Raw genomic sequence first — 17,306 nt, 5'->3', positions numbered from 1 at the left:
GCCTTTTTCATGCAGCGACGGAGATCGCCCAGTTGCCGCCTTATCCAAACGCCTCTTGCACCGCGTCTATGGGCTAAGACCATCTTTGGCTGTAGATTGAGGGAACGGTTAACCGCGAATCCAGTAGCATCGCGACAGGCAGGCAAGCGGGGTTTCGGGCAATGACGGGCGGACGGTGGAAGCTGATGCATTTGGCTGCGCTGCTTGGCGCGCTTGTGCTGTCGGCCGTCGCCACCACTGAACCGCAAGCCGCTTCTTCGCGCGTCTGCCGGCAGTTGGAAGCTGAGCTTGCTTCTTCATCGAATGGCGGCGGCAAGTCCGGCATGGTGCGGAAATATGACAATGCCATCGCCCGCCAGCTCGAACAACTGTCAAAGGTGCGCAGTCGTGCGAGCGATGCGAATTGCGGGTTTTCGTTGTTTTCACGCAACGTTAGCCAATGTGCTGCGCTGAACAGATCCATCGATCGCATGAACGCCAATCTCGACGCGCTGCAAGCCAAGCGCGCTCAGCTTGCCAGCGGCGACTCGAGGCGCGACCGCGGCCGCATCCTGGCCGCGCTCGACGCCAATGGCTGCCGCGACGAGCCGGTTGCGCCGCGACGGCAGGAGCCGGTGCAGGAAGCCAGCCGCGAACCGGACGACGGCAACCTGTTCGACCAGCTTTTCGGCGGCAACCGGCAGGTCGACACACTCGACGAGCCCGACGATCCCGGCGAGGAGCGCAATGTGCGCCGCGTGCTCAACCAGCCCGGCGTTCCGGATTTCCCGGCGGTCGGCGGCGAGTTCCATACGAGCTGCGTGCGCACCTGCGACGGCTATTTCTTCCCGATGTCGAATTCGGCCTCGCTCGGCGATTTCGAGCGCGACCAGAAGAACTGCGAATCGAGCTGCCCCGGCACCGAGATGCAGGTGTTCTATTCAAGCGGCATGGATGACGATTCGGCCAATATGACGTCGTCGGTAACCGGCAGGCCCTACAGCGAATTGCCAACGGCCTATCTCTACAAACAGCCCAACATGTCGCGGCCGCCGGCCTGCGGCTGCAATGCGCAGGCTGGAAATTTCGAGATCATCGGCGGCAACCCGCCACCGCCCGAGCAATCGCAGCCTGATGTTGAGACGACGCCCTTCATTCCGCTGCCGGCGGCAAAGCCCGATCCGGGCGCGGATCCGGAGACACTGGCCAACATGCAAGGCGGGCTCGACCGCGACGCCATCAAGCGCCTTGCCGTCAAGCCCGTGGTGTCGCCGGTATCGCTGATCCCGCCGGACCAGCGCAAGGTCAGGGTCGTCGGGCCAGCGTTCCTTCCCGACCCAGCAGCGGCAATAGATCTGCAAGCTCCGGCCCGGAAGCAAGTCCGGTAAGCGCTAGCCTCAGCGGCATGAACAGCGCCTTGCCCTTGCGGCCGCTGGCTTCCCTGATCCTGGCCGTCCAGTCCTTCCACACCGCGCCGGTCCATGGCTCTTCCGGCAAGAGGTCGAAGGCCTGCTGCAGGAAGTCGCGATCCTCGTCGGAAAACTCCGGCGCGGGCTGCGGTCCGTCGGCAAGGATACGCCACCAGCCGACCGCATCGCTCAGCCGGTCGATATTGCCGCGCACAGCCAGCCAGAATGGCTCGGCCTTGTCGCCGGAGATACCGAGCACCATCAGCCGGTCCTGCGCCTCGGCGAATGGCATGTGGTGCATGAGCGCGCGATTGAGCACGAACAGCTCGTCCGGATCGAATTTTGCGGCCGATTTCGACGTTGCGGCAGGGTCGAAGCGCTCGGCCAGTGCCGGCATGTCGTGCATGGCCGCAACATTTTCCGACGTGCCGACAAGCACGGCGAGCGAAGCGACCGCCATGGGTTCAATGCCGTCTTCGCGCAGGCTTTCGATCGACAGCGCACCGCTGCGCTTCGACAGACCCTCGCCCGATGCCGTGGTCAACAGATTGTGGTGGCCGAAGACCGGCGGCTCGGCGCCCAGCGCCTTGAACAGCGCGATCTGCACGCCGGTATTGGTGACGTGGTCGTCGCCGCGGATGACGTGGCTGACGCCCATCTCGATGTCGTCGACAACCGAAGGCAGCGTGTAGAGATAGGTGCCGTCCTCGCGCCGCAGTACCGGATCGGACAGCGAGGCCAGATCAACGGTCTCCTCACCGCGCACCAGATCGTTCCAGTGCACTTCGGTGCGTTCCGGCTGCAGCGGGTCGCTGGTGAAGTTGGGCAGCAGGAAGCGCCAGTGCGGCCGGCGGCCATCCGACCGATACTCGGCGATCTGTTGCTGTGAAAGCGTCAGCGCCTCGCGGCCATAGACCGGCGGCAGGCCGCGCGTGCGGCGCACCTTGCGGCGCAGGTCGAGCTCCTCAGGGGTTTCGTAGCAGGGATAAAGCACGCCGTCCGCCTGCAGCCGTTCAACCGCCGCATCATATGCCTCGAAGCGTCGCGACTGGTACTCGGTGGCGTCGGGGAAAATCCCCAGCCAGTGCAGGTCGTAGAGGATGGCGTCTGAAAATTCCTGCTTCGAGCGGGCAATGTCGGTGTCGTCGAAGCGCTGGATGAAACGGCCCTTGTTGTTCATGGCAAACAGCCAGTTGAACAAGGCGGTGCGGGCGTTGCCGATATGAATGCGGCCGGTTGGTGAGGGGGCAAAACGGACGGTAACTGTCATGGGCGGGGCGTAACGGATGCTCTCAGAATTGACAAGACGCGCCCCCGCGCGACGCGCAAGACATAATGCACGCCAGCTAAAATGAAAAGGCTAAGAACCCCGGCGCTTACCCCTCGCCGCGACGCCAGCCCAGGCGCGTCTCGATGCGGCTGGCGCTTTGCCTGACCAGAGCGGTCAGATCGGGGTCTTTCTGCCTGAGCTTCAGGCCGGGCACGACGATCGAGATCGTCGCCAAGCGAATTCTGCCCGTGCGGTTTTCTGTCCCCGTTATCCACATATGTGACACACAAGATGTTGGGGTCACAAAAGCTACGTAAACGAATCCTTGACGACGCAAACCGAGTCGCCTTTTATGTGCCATGTGCTCTTGTTGAGGGCGCGACCGGAGAGTTTCGAGCCCGGTCTTTTTTCCCGGATTTTGTGCGTTTTTGCCCAGATTTCCGCCTGTTTACGAGGCTGGCGGAAGCGTTGGGACCGTGGGGCTTGGGGTGACGAAAGGGAGAATTGTCGGACTGGAAAAAATCATCTGTTAACACTATATTTAGTGTTTGCAGGCAGTCTCGACGCTAGATAGTGTGAACCTCCCTCGAACGAGGGAATCGATCAAAGTTTCAGTTGAGGACCCGCAAGGGTCGGTCTGCAGCCCGGGCATACGCTGGGGAAGGCGTATTGCTGTCTGCATGCCGGCACTTGCGAAAAGGAGAGTGCCGGCGTTGCTCGCAATGCCGGCAAATGGCGGACTGCGTTTTTCGGCTTGTGGGGCAGAAATCCCTGGGGAAAAGCGCTATATATAGACACAAAGGGACCGGACCAATGCGCATCGAGCGTCGCTTCACCAAGCCAGGACAATCAGCCTACTCGGAGATCGAATTCCGCAAGGCGCTTTCGGAGATCAAGAATCCGGATGGCTCGGTGGTGTTCCGCTTGGACAATATCGATGTGCCGGCGCAGTTCTCGCAGGTTGCCGCCGACATTCTGGCGCAGAAGTATTTCCGCAAGGCCGGCGTGCCTGCGCGCCTGAAGAAGGTCGAGGAGAACGACGTCCCCTCCTTCCTGTGGCGCTCTGTCGCCGATGAGGCCGAACTGGCGAAGCTGCCGGAAGCCGAGCGCTACGGTTCCGAGATCGACGCCCGCCAGGTCTTTGACCGGCTGGCCGGCACCTGGACCTACTGGGGCTACAAGGGCGGCTACTTCAAGTCGGAAGACGACGCTCTCGCCTTCCGCGACGAGCTTGCCTACATGCTGGCCACCCAGCGCGTGGCGCCGAACTCGCCGCAATGGTTCAACACCGGCCTGCACTGGGCGTACGGCATCGATGGTCCGAGCCAGGGCCACTATTATGTCGACCCGTTCACCGGCAAGCTGACCAAGTCGAAATCCTCCTACGAGCATCCGCAGCCGCATGCCTGCTTCATCCAGGGCGTGCAGGACGATCTCGTCAACGAGGGCGGCATCATGGACCTGTGGGTGCGTGAAGCGCGCCTGTTCAAATATGGCTCGGGCACCGGCTCGAACTTCTCGCTGCTGCGCGGCGAAGGCGAAAAGCTGTCTGGCGGCGGCCGCTCGTCCGGCCTGATGAGTTTCCTCAAGATCGGCGACCGCGCGGCGGGCGCCATCAAGTCGGGCGGCACGACGCGTCGCGCCGCAAAAATGGTCATCGTCGACGCCGACCACCCCGATATCGAGGAATTCATCGACTGGAAGGTCAATGAAGAGCAGAAGGTCGCCTCGCTGGTGACCGGCTCCAAGATCGTCAAGAAGCATCTCGAAGCGATCATGAAAGCTTGCATCAATTGCGAAGGCAATGCCGACGATTGCTTCGACCCGGCGCTCAACTCCGCGCTGAAGCGCGAGATCAAGGCGGCCAAGAAGTCTGCGGTGCCGGAGAACTACATCTACCGCGTCATCCAGTTCGCCAAGCAGGGCTACACGTCGATGTCGTTCAAGACCTACGACACCGACTGGGATTCGGATGCCTACCTGACCGTCTCCGGCCAGAACTCCAACAATTCGGTGTCACTGAAGGACAATTTCCTGCGCGCCGTCGAGGACGATGCCGACTGGCACCTGACCGCCCGCAAGGACGGCAAGGTCTTGAAGACGCTCAAGGCACGCGACCTCTGGGAAAAGATCGGCTACGCCGCCTGGGCGTCGGCTGACCCGGGCCTGCATTTCAACACGACGATGAATGACTGGCACACCTGCGCTTCCGCCGGTGCGATCCGGGCCTCCAACCCGTGCTCGGAATACATGTTCCTCGACGACACGGCCTGTAACCTCGCCTCGATCAATCTGCTCCCTTACCGCAATGCCGACGGCACGATCGACATCGCTGCCTACGAGCACACGGTGCGGCTGTGGACCGTCGTTCTTGAAATCTCGGTCATGATGGCACAGTTCCCGTCGAAGGAGATCGCCAAGCAGTCCTACGAATACCGCACGCTCGGCCTCGGCTACGCCAACATTGGCGGCCTGCTGATGACGTCTGGCATTCCCTATGACTCGGACGAGGGCCGCGCCATTTGCGCCGCGCTCACCGCCATCATGACCGGCGTCGCCTATGCCACCTCGGCCGAGATGGCCGGTGAACTCGGCGCCTTTGCCGACTACGACCGCAACGCCCAGAACATGCTGCGCGTCATGCGCAACCATCGCCGCGCCGCCTACGGCGAAAAGGGCGGCTATGAGAAGCTCGCCGTCAATCCGGTGCCGCTGGTCGCTTCCGACCTCAAGCAGCAGGATCTGGCCACGCATGCCAAGGCCGCCTGGGACCGTGCCATCGAGCTCGGCGAGGAGCATGGCTACCGCAATGCGCAGGCAACCGTGATTGCGCCGACCGGCACGATCGGTCTGGTCATGGATTGCGACACCACCGGCATCGAGCCCGACTTCGCGCTGGTGAAGTTCAAGAAGCTCGCCGGCGGCGGCTATTTCAAGATCATCAACCGCGCCGTGCCGGAAGCGCTGCGCACGCTGGGCTACTCCGAGAGCCAGATCGCCGAGATCGAGGCCTATGCGGTCGGTCACGGCAACATGAACCAGGCGCCGGCGGTCAACCCCGGCTCGCTCAAGGCGAAGGGCTTTACCGACGACAAGATCGCCGCGCTCAATGCGGCGCTGAAGTCGGCCTTCGACATCAAGTTCGTCTTCAACCAGTGGACGCTCGGCGCCGACTGGGTGAAGGAGACCTTTGGCTTCACCGACGAGCAGCTCAACGACTTCTCGTTCGAGATGCTGCCGGCGCTGGGCTTCTCCAGGAAGGACATCGAAGCCGCCAACATCCATGTCTGCGGTGCGATGACGCTGGAAGGCGCCCCCTTCCTCAAGGCCGAGCACCTCGCAGTGTTCGACTGCGCCAGCCCGTGCGGCAAGATCGGCAAGCGTTCGCTTTCGATCAACAGCCACATCCAGATGATGGCGGCCGCTCAGCCCTTCATCTCCGGCGCCATCTCCAAGACCATCAACATGCCCAACGATGCGACGGTGGAAGACGCCAAGGGCGCCTACATGCTGTCGTGGAAGCTGGCGCTGAAGGCCAACGCGCTCTATCGCGACGGCTCGAAGCTGTCGCAGCCGCTGAACTCTTCGCTGCTCGCCGATGGCGAGGATGACGAGGACGATGCGGTCGAGCAGCTGATCGCGGCACCGGCGGCGGCGCGCGCGGCGCAGATCACCGAGCGGATCGTCGAGCGCATCATCGAGCGCGTGTCGCGCGAGCAGGAGAAGCTGCCTGGACGCCGCAAAGGCTACACGCAGAAGGCCAAGATCGGTGGCAACACCATCTTCCTGCGCACCGGCGAATATGACGATGGCCGCCTCGGCGAGATCTTCATCGACATGAACAAGGAAGGCGCAACGCTGCGCGGCCTGCTCAACAACTTCGCCATCGCCATCTCGCTCGGCCTGCAGTACGGCGTGCCGCTCGACGAGTATGTGCATGCCTTCACCTTCACCAAGTTCGAGCCGGCCGGCATGGTGCAGGGCAACGACGCCATCAAGAGCGCGACGTCGATTCTCGACTATGTGTTCCGCGAGCTCGCCATCTCCTATCTCGGCCGCAACGACCTCGCCCATGTCGACCAGTCGGACTTTTCCAACACGGCATTGGGGCGCGGCATCAGCGAAGGCAAGACGGACGCGGTCTCCAAGGGCCTGACCCGTGGCGCCTCGCCGGTGAAGCTGGTGTCACGGGTGACCGGCAGCGAGCCGAAGGGCTTTGCCGGCGCCGGCACCCCTGCCCGCTCGGCACCCACCGCCTTCTCCGGCTCCAACGTGCTGGCGCTGAAGCCTGCCAGCGACGAGGCCGTCGCCTACAAGCGCGACTATGAGGAGCGGGCCAAGGAATTGGCCGAGGACATCGCCTTCGAGGAGGACGCGGCTTCCATCGATGCCACCACAGCACTCTTCACCGACGCCGCAGCCAATGAAGCGGCCGAGGCGAAAAAGCTCGCCGCCGACCGCCGCGCCAAGTCGCTGCTCCAGGGCTACACCGGCAATTCCTGCTCCGAGTGCCAGAACTTTACCATGGTGCGGAACGGGACGTGCGAGAAGTGCGATACTTGCGGCGCGACGAGCGGGTGCAGCTGAGAAATTCTGAAACATCGGCCCGGTCGCAAGATCGGGCCGAAATGTTTTGAGGGTCGCGATCAAGCGGGACGAATATGATCGTGAGGGTCGCAGAAGGGTGAGATCGGATTGACGTGTTAAAAGGCCCGCCCTTCCGTTTGGATTTCAGCCGCCGCAGCGGCTGGTTGATGCCTTCGTCATTTCATCCGAAGCGCTGCACCATAAAATCGACAAAGCTGCGGAGCTTTGGGCCAGGCCGCTCGTCGGGCGCAAATAGAATATGCATGGGCCGCGACGGCGGGTCGTAGTCGCGCAGCAGTTGGACCAGCCGTCCGGCTTCGAGGTCCGCAGCCACCAGCGCGAATGGCTGCAGGATAATCCCAAAGCCCGCAAGTGCCGCCGCGCGGAGGGCTTGACCGCTGTTTGTGGTCAATCGGGCAGCAATCGCTGCCGTTTTCGTGGCACCATTTGCATCTTTGAATTCCCAAGAACCGCGCGGCGCCCAATGAACGAATCCAAGGCATTCGTGATCACTAAGATCCATGGGTGACGATGGCGTGCCGCGTTCAGTCAGATAGCTCGGCGCGGCGCAAGCGACCAAGCGATAAGGCGCCAGAGGACGCGCGATCAAAGTCGAGTCCGACAAGACCCCGACCCTGATGACCGCATCGTAGCCCTCCTCGACAAGGTCCACGATGCGATCGTTCAAGCTGAGATCGACCGACACCTCGGGATAGGCGCGCAGATACTCAGGCAGGATTGGCGCGAGACAATGAGCGCCGAAAGTCACGGGTGCATTCACACGCAGCCGGCCGCGCGGCATCGCACGGCTTTCTGCCGCGCATGCCTCTGCGGCTTCGACCTCCATCAACACTGTCTTGCAACGCTCGTAGAAGCACTGCCCGGTTTCGGTGAGACTCTGACGGCGCGTCGTACGGTTAATAAGACGGACGCCCAGATGGTCCTCGAGCATTTTGACATGTTTTCCGACCATAGGGGCAGATAGGTCGAGTGCGTCAGCTGCCGCGGCGAACGAGCCGGCTTCGACGGCCTTTACGAAAACAGCCATGCTGGACAAGCGATCCATTGCAAACCATTCGTTACGAGTAAGTGGCGTATTGTGCTATTTATCTCCAAAACACTATCGGATCAATATTCAGGCGGATCCGCGCCTGACAAAACGTTCCAACCGATATCAGGCCGGTCACACTCAAATAGAACAACGAAATCGGAGACCTGAGATGTCGACATTGGATAGACGATCACTTTTGAGGCTGGGTGCGGCGGGAATCGGCAGTGCATTGCTCACGAACCGCGCTGCTGCACGGGCGCCTCTTCTCGGCACCCAAGCACCGGCCTTCCATCGTTTCATGATTGGCGCGATCGAGGCGACGGTCGTCTCAGATGGACCTCTACCGATGGGTAAACCCGCAGCCAGCTTCAACGGGTTTCCACCGGGAGAGATCACCAAGCTCCTGCAGAGTAATTTCTTGCCGTTCGATGACATCGTCCTCGAGCAGAACGTCCTCGTTCTCAACACAGGAGACAAACTCATCGTCTTTGATACCGGGGTCGGAGCTTCTAAAAGCTTTGGGCCGCTTCCCGGCAAGTTAGGCTCAACGTTGGTGAAGGCTGGCATCGCGCCCAGCGATATCGATGCCGTGGTGATCAGCCACGCTCACCCCGACCATTGCGGTGGTCTCGTCGACATCAATGGGCAGGCGGTGTTTTCGAACGCCCAAATTTATATCAGCTCAGCCGACCTGGACTTCTGGACCGACGAAGTGAAGCTCGGCTCTCAACTCAAGCCGCTTATCGAAACTGCCCGCCGAAACCTATTGCCTTTGCGCGACCGGATCGCCTTTTACAAGGATGGCCAGGAATTCCTGCCTGGCGTCCAGGCACTTGCGGCGCCGGGGCACACTGTAGGACATTCCATGTTCATGATTACCTCCGGCTCCGAAACCTTCTGCTACGCCGCCGATCTCGCGCATCACTCAGTTCTGCTGCTAGAAGATCCTCGCGGGACATTCGTCTTTGATACGGACGCCAAGCAGGCAGCCGCAACGCGCATTCGAATGCTCGACATGCTGACATCTGACCGTACGCGGATGATGGGATACCATTTTCCCTGGCCTGGCCTTGGCCATGTCGTGAAGCACGGCGAAGGCTTCCGCTACATTCCCGAACCCTTGAAGACAGTTCTCTGACCTCCAGCCTCAGAGAGAGCTGTCCGTGAGGCCCCGGCGCTACCCCTTGGGCAACACCCGCAGCGTCTGCTCGTCAAACAACGGCTCGTCCTGCCCCACCCGGACGAACAACGCCCTGCGCCCCTCACCCGCCGGCACCTCGAAATACTGGATGCCGTCGGGCATTTCGCCCCACTCGCCGCAGGGCGGCTGCGGAACCTCATCATTGGCGAGTGCCTTCAATTCCTTGGCGTAGGCTGCGTCGGGGCTGAATGTGTAGCGTTTGACGCCGGCGGGCACGGCACCCTCGGTGTAGGGCGCCAGCACGCAGCGGGCGCTGACGGACCTGTCGGTTCTTTCCAGCAACAGGCGTAGCACTGCAGCCTCGGCGGTTTCGCCTGATTTGATGTCGAACAGCTCGACCAGAGGATCGGGCGCGCCGCCATCGCTGTATTTGATGGCGAGCGCGTTGCCGACGAATTCGAAATGGATCTGGCGGAAGCCGAAGTCGCAGCGCTGCGCCCAGGCGGTCAGCCTGATCGTCTTGTCGGTCAGTTTTTCCCAAACGCATTTGTCGATCGGCGGGCGCGATGGCGCCGGCTCATCCGCACGTGCTGCAGCAGATAGCGCAATGGAGGCAAACAGACCGCCGGCCAAGACGATCGGTCTCATAAAGTTATTCATCATTGCGACCTGTTAAAGAGTAGGCGCCAGCCCGACCAACCAGGCTGCAGCACCAATAAAACCAATCGAACAGACCCACAGCACCCACAGTCCGCGCACCCTGCATTCGAGCACGGCGGAGGCTGGGTTGGCGGGGTCGTAGTGCACGTCAACCTTGCTGCCCTCGGCATAACGTTGCGACTGGCCTCGAACCAGGGCAGCCAGCGAGGCGGCGACCGCAGCGCCGAAGGTGACGTGGCTGGAGCTGTAACGCCGACCGGCAACCTCATAGCTGTAGATGATGCGGGACCGGAAGGCGCGGCGCCAGCGTTGGTAGCCGGCATCGATCCGGACCGTCTCAAGTCCCGAAGCATCGATGCGGCCGGCGGCAACCGGCCATTTTGTCGCCCGCCTTGCAAGCACCTTCTGGGCTATTCCCATGAGCAGGATGAACAGGCCCATGAAAAACAGAACCATCGCGATGCCGAGGCTTTCCGGCTTGGGCAGGAACGGCCTGATCGCCTTCAGAACACCACCGGTGGAAAACACCAGCACCGCGGAACCGATCACCAGCCCCGCAGACAGCTCGACCATGAATTTGAAGGCGCCGTCCGGCAAGGTGCGCTCGATCACCGCCTTGCTGGGGTCGGCCGGGTTATAAAACACCGTCACCTCGGCGCCTGTCGGAAACTGCGCCAGGGTTTCATCGACTTCGAAATTGCCGAGATTTTCCTTCACGCTGTAGCGCGAGCCGCGATATTTCTTGCCAGCCACTTTGTATTCGAAGGTGATGGCGGGAAAATTCCTGACTTCGCTGACCTTCTCGCTGTCGGCGCCGACGCCCGACACCTTCACCTTGCGCGCCTCGACGCGCGACGAGATGATCTTGCCCGGCGTCGGCAGCCAGTGGCTCATCGCCTGCACCTCGCGCCATTTGACGAAAGTGATGAGCGACAGCGCGGCCGCGACCACGCAGACAAACCCGACGATCAGAAATTGCAGTTCCACCGCGTCCCCGCTCCCCCAGAATTGCAGGAAGCTTCAAATAGACAGCACAGCGACGGCAATGTCTTGTTTATTCGCAAAATCCGGCACGTTCGGGATGGCGGCATGCCAGGCCGATCGATTGATGGCGTAGGGGCTGGCGGGCTTTTCTACAGGCGATTGCCGTCTGTTCGGTATCGAAGCGCCATCGACTTTGTTAATAGTCGCCCCGGAAACTCACGTCGTTGGGAGCCACGACACCGAATGACAGCACTGCGCGTTCTCTCCGATGCCTTCATCCCGGAATTGCCGAACCACTACAAAGGCAAGGTCCGCGAGAATTACGATCTGCCGGATGGCCGCCGCATCATCATCGCCACCGATCGGCTGAGCGCCTTCGATGTGATCCTGACCGCGATCCCGTTGAAGGGTGAACTGCTGACGCAAACGGCGCGCTACTGGTTCGAGGAAACCGCTGACATCTGCCCGAACCACGTGCTCGACTATCCCGACCCCAATGTCGTTGTAGGCACGAGGCTCGACATATTGCCGGTGGAAATCGTCGTTCGCGACTATCTCGCCGGCACCACCAGCACTTCGGTGCTGACGAAATACAAGAACGGTGAGCGCGACATGTACGGCATCCGCCTGCCGGACGGGTTGCGCGACAATGAGAAGCTGCCTCAGACCATCATCACGCCGACCAGCAAGGCGCTCGATGGCGGTCATGACGAGCCCCTGACGCGCGACGATATCCTGACGCGCGGCCTGTTGTCGGAAGAGCAGTGGGACACCGTCTCGCGCTATGCGCTGGCGCTGTTTGCGCGCGGCAAGGCGCTGGCCGCCAAACGCGGCCTGATCCTGGTCGACACCAAATACGAATTCGGCACGAACAAGGATGGCAGCATCATCCTTGCCGATGAAATCCATACGCCTGACTCAAGCCGCTACTGGCTCGCGGAAAGCTACAAGCAGCGTTTCGAGGCTGGCGAGCGGCCACAGAGTTTCGACAAGGATTTTATCCGCGCCTGGGTCACGGCGCGTTGCGATCCCTACAAGGATCGTATTCCGAAAATCCCGGCCGAACTCATCGAGCAGACGTCGCGGGTTTATACCCAGGCCTATGAAACCATCACCGGCAAAACCTTCGTCGCCGATACTTCGGGAAAGACGGTGCTGGACCGTATTCGCGAGAACCTCAAGCCATACTTCTGACAGCGGCTGGTTGCCGCTGATCAGCTTGCCGAGGTCGCGGACACGGACGGTTCTTGCGGAGCGCGCCACGTTCCGAGATACGACCCGCACAGGATGAGCGCGAAAGCCATCAGAATGCCGATATCGAGCGGCTCCGAGAGGACGAGCACGCCGGCTGCCACCGAGACGGCGGGCGCCACATAGGTGATGACGACTGCCCGCTCCGGGCCGATCTCCCGCACAAGCAGGAAGTAGGTGGCGAAGGCAATCGCCGTGCAAAACACGCCAAGACCGACGATCGCGCTCACCGCCGTCATCGACGGCATGACCGTCGGCCAGGCCTGCGATGCCACGGCATAGATCACGGCGGCCCCGATCAGACAGACAGCTGTCAGCGCGCTGGCCGGCACATCGTTCAGCCAGCGCGACGCGATGATCGAACCCAAGGCATAACAGGCCGCGGCGATAAGAATTTCGATGACCGTGAGAAGACCGCCACCCAGTGTCGGCAACGCCAGCACAAAGACACCGGCAAAGCCGAGGAAAAGACCGAGCCAGCGGCGTATGCCAAGCCGCTCATCCGAGCCCATCAGCTTGGAGAGGGCGACGGTTACGGCCGGCGTCATGGCAATCAGCAGCCCGGCGGTGGAACTGTCGATGCTGACTTCGCCATGCGCTATCAGCCCCCATGGCAAGACCATCTCGACCACACAGAATGCCGCGACCGCAAGCCATTGTGTCTTCAGCCATTCGAAACTGCCTTGGGCAAGGGCGAAGGGCAACAGCACCAGAGCGCCGACGGCTGTCCGGGCAAAGACCAGGAAGGGCACCGACACTTCGGCGACCGCCAGCTTGATCAACAGATAGGGAATGCCCCACAAAAGGCTGAGCAGCGCAAACAGCAGCAGTCCGCGGCGAGTCATGAGGGCCTCACAGCCAGGAAGGTGGTCCATTCTTCGCGATCGCGGCCGACGTTGAATTCGTCCCCGACAAGGACCAGCCCGGCGCTTTCGAGACGGGCCGCAAAATCGTCCCTGCGCCAGTAGACGGTATGATATTCGCCGCTCTTCTCGCCATCGCCAATACGCATCGATACGAGGAAGGCGCCGCCCGGCCGCAGGGACCCTGCTATCTTCGCAAGAACCTGGTCGGTCTGTTCGCGCGGCACATGGATCAGGACGCACAAAGCGAGCACCGCGTCATAGGGGCCGCCGAGATCGTCGGTGATGAGATCGAGAAATTCACCGTGCTTGCCGCGTGCGGCCTGCAGCTCGAGAAACCGCTTTGTCGCGTCGGTGCGCCGAACCTTGACGCCGAGCCCCTCGACAAAGTCCGCATCGTATCCCGGCCCAGACCCGACTTCCAGAATCCGGCCACCTTTGCCGGTGATCGCGACAAGCCGCTTCAGCCATTTCTGTTCTCTCTGGTTGGGAACATGCCTGACCAGTGCGTCGTAGCGTTCGGCATAGTCCTCGTAGGCGTTGATGGTTTTGCGGCTCTTCGCCAGATCCTCGGACAGCACAGTCATCTTTCCCTCCCTCGCATCCTTTAGGTCAAAACAGCTTGCTTAGCGAATGGTGCCGGGAGGCACGCGTCCATCAAGCATACCGATATCCCTAAGGAAATGATCCGACAGCGAGCGGTGGTCGAGCAGGCCGCGCTTGCGGGGTCTGAACGGCGCGGTGAAGAGGTCGAGCACCGGGCGGCGAAGCGTGTTGTAGAGAGCGATTGTGGTGGTCATTTCCGTGTCCTCCAGGGTTTGATCTGATGGACACAACATGCCGTTTTCCGGGCTTGGTTTCCAATCGAACGTCGCGTAGTATGCATCAGGAGGATTGATGCGTCATGAGCTGGGAACTACCGCCATTAGGAGCCATCCGGGTGTTTGAAGCCGCCGCGCGGCTTGGCAGTTTCACCAAGGCTGCCGAGGAACTCGGCATGACCCAGTCAGCCGCCTCCTATCAGATCAAGGTGCTGGAAGAACGCGCCGGAACGCCGCTTTTTATAAGAAAAACAAGGCAGATCGCCTTAACCGAGGCTGGACAACAGCTGGCGCCGCACGCATCCGGCGCGTTCTCGGCGCTGGCCGATGCATGGGTCGCCACCAAGGGTGGAGCGACCGGCGTACTGTCGGTGACAACCATGGAGACCTTCGCAACGAACTGGCTCGCCGTATGGCTCGGAACATTCCAGCTGATGCATCCCGACTTGGCCGTGAAGGTCAATACATCGCAGGGGCTTGTCGATTTTGCGCGCGGCGACATGGATGTCGGCATTCGCACCGGCAGCGGAAAATGGCCCGGCCTGACGGCGCATTATCTGTTCAAGGCCGACTACACGCCAATGCTCAGTCCGAAGCTCGCCGAGAGCGTCGGCGGCATCCACCGCCCCGAAGATCTCTACAAGGTGCCGCTATGCTGCGCCGACGATCCGTGGTGGAAAATCTGGTTCGAAGCGGCCGGCGTGCCGTTCGAGCCCGATCGCATCATGGCCGGCCCGAAGCTGGGTACGCAGGCCTATGATGCGATGGCGGCACTGACCGACAAGGGCGCCGCGATCCTCACCAAAAACCTCTACAGCGCCCTTTTGGCAAAGGGCCAGTTGATACAGCCATTCAACGTGCTTGGATCCGATGGCGACGGCTATTGGTTGGTGCACCTGGAGAGCCGGCGAAACACCCCCAAGATCAAGGTGTTTCGCGACTGGGTGCTGGCGCAAACGGCAGAGATACGCGAGCACGAACGGCGCGATGTCCCTCAAAGCGCGGCGATAGAGCTCGCCCGCGCCTAGGTCCTCAGTCCTTGAAGGTCAGCCCGTATTTTGCGACCTGTTCCTTCGGCATATCCGCAAGCGCCTGGCGCGTGGTGTAGCCGCCGTAGATCACCTTGCCGTTCTTGATCATCCAGTCCTCGACGTCGGCCTCAGTCACGGTCATCCTGTCGCCCATCTTGTACTTGTTGCCGTTGACCGGCACGTCGGCGAGCAGGCCGATATAGGAGCCGTCGCTGTAGCCGACCAGCTGCAGCCAGATGTGCTCGGTGGCGCCGTTCTGGGTCAGCGGGAATTTTACCGTGTAGGTGCCGGGCGTGCCGGCGGCCATCAGTTCGTGGAAGCGCTTGAGGGTAGAGCGGCCGCTGTCCTTGGCAGCCTGCATCGCCTTGTCCACGGTGGAATAGGAAACGACGTTTTGCTTCGACTCCGCCAGCGAGTCGCCGCTACCCCGCATATGCCCGAGCGAATTGAAAAAGCCGTAGCCGACAGCGGCGACAACAGCGATGGCCACAATTGGATTGCGCATGGACCCCTCCGAAACCCGATCACGGGCACGTTACCGGAAGGCTGTTGCGATACCGCTAAAGGACAGAGTGAGCGGATCGTTAGCGAGACGCTGAAAATTCAAGCCAAGGCATCGCAATGGCCGCAGGCGCAGGTTCCAGCGGCATTGTCGCCAGCCCTGCGAAGCGTCAGTTGGCGTCGGCGACGGTAGTCTGTCCGCCCGCCCATGCCCGCCAGGCGCGCTCGTCGCCATGGAAGACGTTGAGGTCGATGCGACCGGTCACGCCATGCGACAGGCCGGAACCGGAATACTGCCAGAACAGCCATTTGCGGCCGGGATAGACTTTTGAGGGATGCCGCGCCACAGCGCGCAGCCAGAACGGATAGTCTGGAAAGGCGCCCTTGAGATTGTCGCGGTAGAAATCGGGGCTGGTGTAGATGATGGGCCGCTGGCCGTAATGGCGCTCGAGCTTGTCCATGAACACCTGCATCTTCTCCAACACCGTGGCGCGCGAAGGCCGCCGCCTGCAGGAGGATTCGCCGTTCCATTCGACATCGATCACCGGCGGCAGCGCGCCGTCCATCTTCGGCACATTGCGGATGAACCAGTCGGCCTGCTCGCCGGCGGTGCGGCACCAGTAGAAGAAATGATAGGCGCCGCGCTTCAGCCCGGCGGCGTCGGCATTGCGCCAGTTCTTCATGAACATCGGGTCGAGATGGTCGCCGCCATCGGTCGCCTTGATGTAGGCGAAGTTGGCGCCCTGGGCGCGCAGCTTGCCCCAGTTGACGTTGCCCTGCCAACGCGAGACGTCGACGCCATGCACAGCGAGGTAGCGCGGCGAGGCCTTGCCGAAATTAATTGGCTTGGCATCGCGAAAGCCGTAGCGAGTGACCGGCGAGGCCAGCATGGCCGGCGCCGCGCGCGTCAGCCGCTTCGGCGGCGACATCAGCGCAACCGGCTCGAGCTGCGGGCTGGCGTTCCCATCGGCCGAAGGCGTGTCCGCGACAATGGCCTCCTCTTCCTCGACCATGGAGAATGGAGGCGCATTGTCGGCCACGGCATTGTCGGTCACGGCATCGTCGGCCATAGGGGCGGACCGCATCGGCGCAAGGTCGGCGGTCTCCACCGGAGCCGCTGCCACCGGCGCTCTTGGCCGCACGACCGAACTGGTCGTCTCGTTCGACGGCTGCAAGGCATCGACGCCCGCCGTGGACGAGCAGCCGGCAAGGCACAGCGATGCCACCATAAAACTGACGACGCCTGAAATCCGCATCTGGACCTGTACGCAAAACACAACAGACCGATGGCAAACAGACGCCGCCGGACAAACCGGCTTCGATTACTAACGATAAATTACCAATAAAGTTTGAATCGAGTTGTTAGGTATAATTTTGACCGTTTTCCCTTCTCCCCTTGTGGGAGAAGGTGGATCGGCGCGATAGCGCCGAGACGGTTGAGGGGTGTTCCAGCGGAGTGAGGCGTTGGCGTTCCCTGGAGCACCCCTCATCCGACCGAGCTTCGCTCGGCCACCTTCTCCCACAAGGGGAGAAGGGGAAGCCCCTACCTGCCCAGCCATTGCTGCATACAGCTTTTGGCCACCACATGCGCGGGGGGCACGGCGTCAACAGCAGGGCGACGCGCTCGTTCGAGCAGCAGGCGAACCTGTTCGGGGCGTACGCGGTCGCGCTCCATCACGAGCAGGACCAGCGGATCGCTCAAAAGCTCGTCCAGGGTGTTGATTCTGTCGCTCATCGGTCGTCTCCTCCAATACCAGA

Annotated in this window: 16 protein-coding genes; 5 read left to right on the top strand and 11 right to left on the bottom strand. The window is 61.7% G+C overall.

The features are described 5' to 3' along the window. Positions 1-161 precede the first annotated feature (161 nt). A complete protein-coding gene (locus tag ACYHH6_RS21325; protein ID WP_352586759.1) occupies positions 162-1,367 on the top strand; it encodes a DUF2865 domain-containing protein in 1,206 nt (401 codons plus the stop codon). Here the strand turns inward: ACYHH6_RS21325 and gltX are convergent. Both gltX and ACYHH6_RS21315 read right to left on the bottom strand, forming a co-directional pair. Then, a complete protein-coding gene (gltX, locus tag ACYHH6_RS21320; protein ID WP_352586757.1) occupies positions 1,285-2,658 on the bottom strand; it encodes a glutamate--tRNA ligase in 1,374 nt (457 codons plus the stop codon). The genes ACYHH6_RS21325 and gltX overlap by 83 nt on opposite strands. Before the next feature lie 106 nt (positions 2,659-2,764). Next, entirely contained in the window at positions 2,765-2,893 is a 129-nt protein-coding gene (locus ACYHH6_RS21315) for a hypothetical protein (RefSeq protein WP_352586755.1), read from the bottom strand. A gap of 578 nt (positions 2,894-3,471) precedes the next feature. On the opposite strand from ACYHH6_RS21315, the gene ACYHH6_RS21310 reads away from it, so the two are divergent. Continuing rightward, positions 3,472-7,245 (top strand): vitamin B12-dependent ribonucleotide reductase, encoded by a 3,774-nt coding sequence (locus tag ACYHH6_RS21310; protein ID WP_352586753.1) that lies wholly within the window; start codon positions 3,472-3,474, stop codon positions 7,243-7,245. Positions 7,246-7,426: 181 nt separating this feature from the next. On the opposite strand, the gene ACYHH6_RS21305 is transcribed toward ACYHH6_RS21310, so the two are convergent. Continuing rightward, on the bottom strand, positions 7,427-8,311 hold the full coding sequence (locus tag ACYHH6_RS21305) for a LysR family transcriptional regulator (RefSeq protein ID WP_352586752.1): 885 nt from the start codon (positions 8,309-8,311) through the stop codon (positions 7,427-7,429). Between the two features lie 154 nt (positions 8,312-8,465). On the opposite strand from ACYHH6_RS21305, the gene ACYHH6_RS21300 reads away from it, so the two are divergent. Then, the gene (locus ACYHH6_RS21300) at positions 8,466-9,434 is read left to right on the top strand and encodes an MBL fold metallo-hydrolase (protein ID WP_352586750.1); all 969 of its coding nucleotides are present in this window, start codon (positions 8,466-8,468) and stop codon (positions 9,432-9,434) included. 39 nt (positions 9,435-9,473) lie between these two features. Here the strand turns inward: ACYHH6_RS21300 and ACYHH6_RS21295 are convergent, their stop codons facing one another. Together ACYHH6_RS21295 and ACYHH6_RS21290 are read right to left on the bottom strand one after the other, a co-directional pair. Continuing rightward, the gene (locus ACYHH6_RS21295) at positions 9,474-10,085 is read right to left on the bottom strand and encodes a hypothetical protein (RefSeq protein WP_352586749.1); all 612 of its coding nucleotides are present in this window, start codon (positions 10,083-10,085) and stop codon (positions 9,474-9,476) included. A gap of 24 nt (positions 10,086-10,109) precedes the next feature. Beyond that, on the bottom strand, positions 10,110-11,084 hold the full coding sequence (locus ACYHH6_RS21290; RefSeq protein WP_352586747.1) for a DUF3592 domain-containing protein: 975 nt from the start codon (positions 11,082-11,084) through the stop codon (positions 10,110-10,112). Between the two features lie 249 nt (positions 11,085-11,333). Here ACYHH6_RS21290 and ACYHH6_RS21285 point away from each other — a divergent pair, with 249 nt between their 5' ends. Beyond that, positions 11,334-12,275, top strand: a complete 942-nt coding sequence (locus ACYHH6_RS21285) for a phosphoribosylaminoimidazolesuccinocarboxamide synthase (RefSeq protein WP_352586999.1) — start codon at positions 11,334-11,336, stop codon at positions 12,273-12,275. A gap of 20 nt (positions 12,276-12,295) precedes the next feature. Here the strand turns inward: ACYHH6_RS21285 and ACYHH6_RS21280 are convergent, their stop codons facing one another. The 3 genes from ACYHH6_RS21280 to ACYHH6_RS21270 are packed head-to-tail and all read right to left on the bottom strand — an operon-like array spanning position 12,296 to position 13,995. Then, the gene (locus ACYHH6_RS21280) at positions 12,296-13,177 is read right to left on the bottom strand and encodes a DMT family transporter (RefSeq protein WP_352586745.1); all 882 of its coding nucleotides are present in this window, start codon (positions 13,175-13,177) and stop codon (positions 12,296-12,298) included. Continuing rightward, positions 13,174-13,782 carry a class I SAM-dependent DNA methyltransferase gene (locus ACYHH6_RS21275; RefSeq protein ID WP_352586743.1) on the bottom strand — a complete coding sequence of 203 codons (609 nt, stop codon included), beginning with the start codon at positions 13,780-13,782 and terminating at the stop codon, positions 13,174-13,176. The genes ACYHH6_RS21280 and ACYHH6_RS21275 overlap by 4 nt, the downstream gene beginning before the upstream one ends. 39 nt (positions 13,783-13,821) lie before the next feature. Continuing rightward, the gene (locus ACYHH6_RS21270; protein ID WP_185970365.1) at positions 13,822-13,995 is read right to left on the bottom strand and encodes a hypothetical protein; all 174 of its coding nucleotides are present in this window, start codon (positions 13,993-13,995) and stop codon (positions 13,822-13,824) included. Positions 13,996-14,099: 104 nt separating this feature from the next. Between ACYHH6_RS21270 and ACYHH6_RS21265 the strand changes: the two genes are divergently transcribed. Further along, positions 14,100-15,044, top strand: a complete 945-nt coding sequence (locus ACYHH6_RS21265; RefSeq protein WP_352586740.1) for a LysR family transcriptional regulator — start codon at positions 14,100-14,102, stop codon at positions 15,042-15,044. A 4-nt stretch (positions 15,045-15,048) separates the two neighbouring features. Here ACYHH6_RS21265 and ACYHH6_RS21260 read toward each other — a convergent pair whose 3' ends face one another. The 3 genes from ACYHH6_RS21260 to ACYHH6_RS21250 all read right to left on the bottom strand — a co-directional run bounded on the left by ACYHH6_RS21260 (position 15,049) and on the right by ACYHH6_RS21250 (position 17,283). Further along, the gene (locus tag ACYHH6_RS21260; protein ID WP_352586738.1) at positions 15,049-15,552 is read right to left on the bottom strand and encodes a DUF2314 domain-containing protein; all 504 of its coding nucleotides are present in this window, start codon (positions 15,550-15,552) and stop codon (positions 15,049-15,051) included. A gap of 166 nt (positions 15,553-15,718) precedes the next feature. After that, positions 15,719-16,804 (bottom strand): glycoside hydrolase family 25 protein, encoded by a 1,086-nt coding sequence (locus ACYHH6_RS21255; protein WP_352586736.1) that lies wholly within the window; start codon positions 16,802-16,804, stop codon positions 15,719-15,721. A gap of 287 nt (positions 16,805-17,091) precedes the next feature. Then, a complete protein-coding gene (locus tag ACYHH6_RS21250; RefSeq protein ID WP_352586734.1) occupies positions 17,092-17,283 on the bottom strand; it encodes a hypothetical protein in 192 nt (63 codons plus the stop codon). Positions 17,284-17,306: the final 23 nt, after the last annotated feature.

It is taken from the genome of Mesorhizobium sp. P171375, assembly GCF_057786075.1.
The sequence above is the reverse complement of the archived record's forward strand: the minus strand, read 5'-3'. Positions and strand labels throughout refer to the sequence as shown.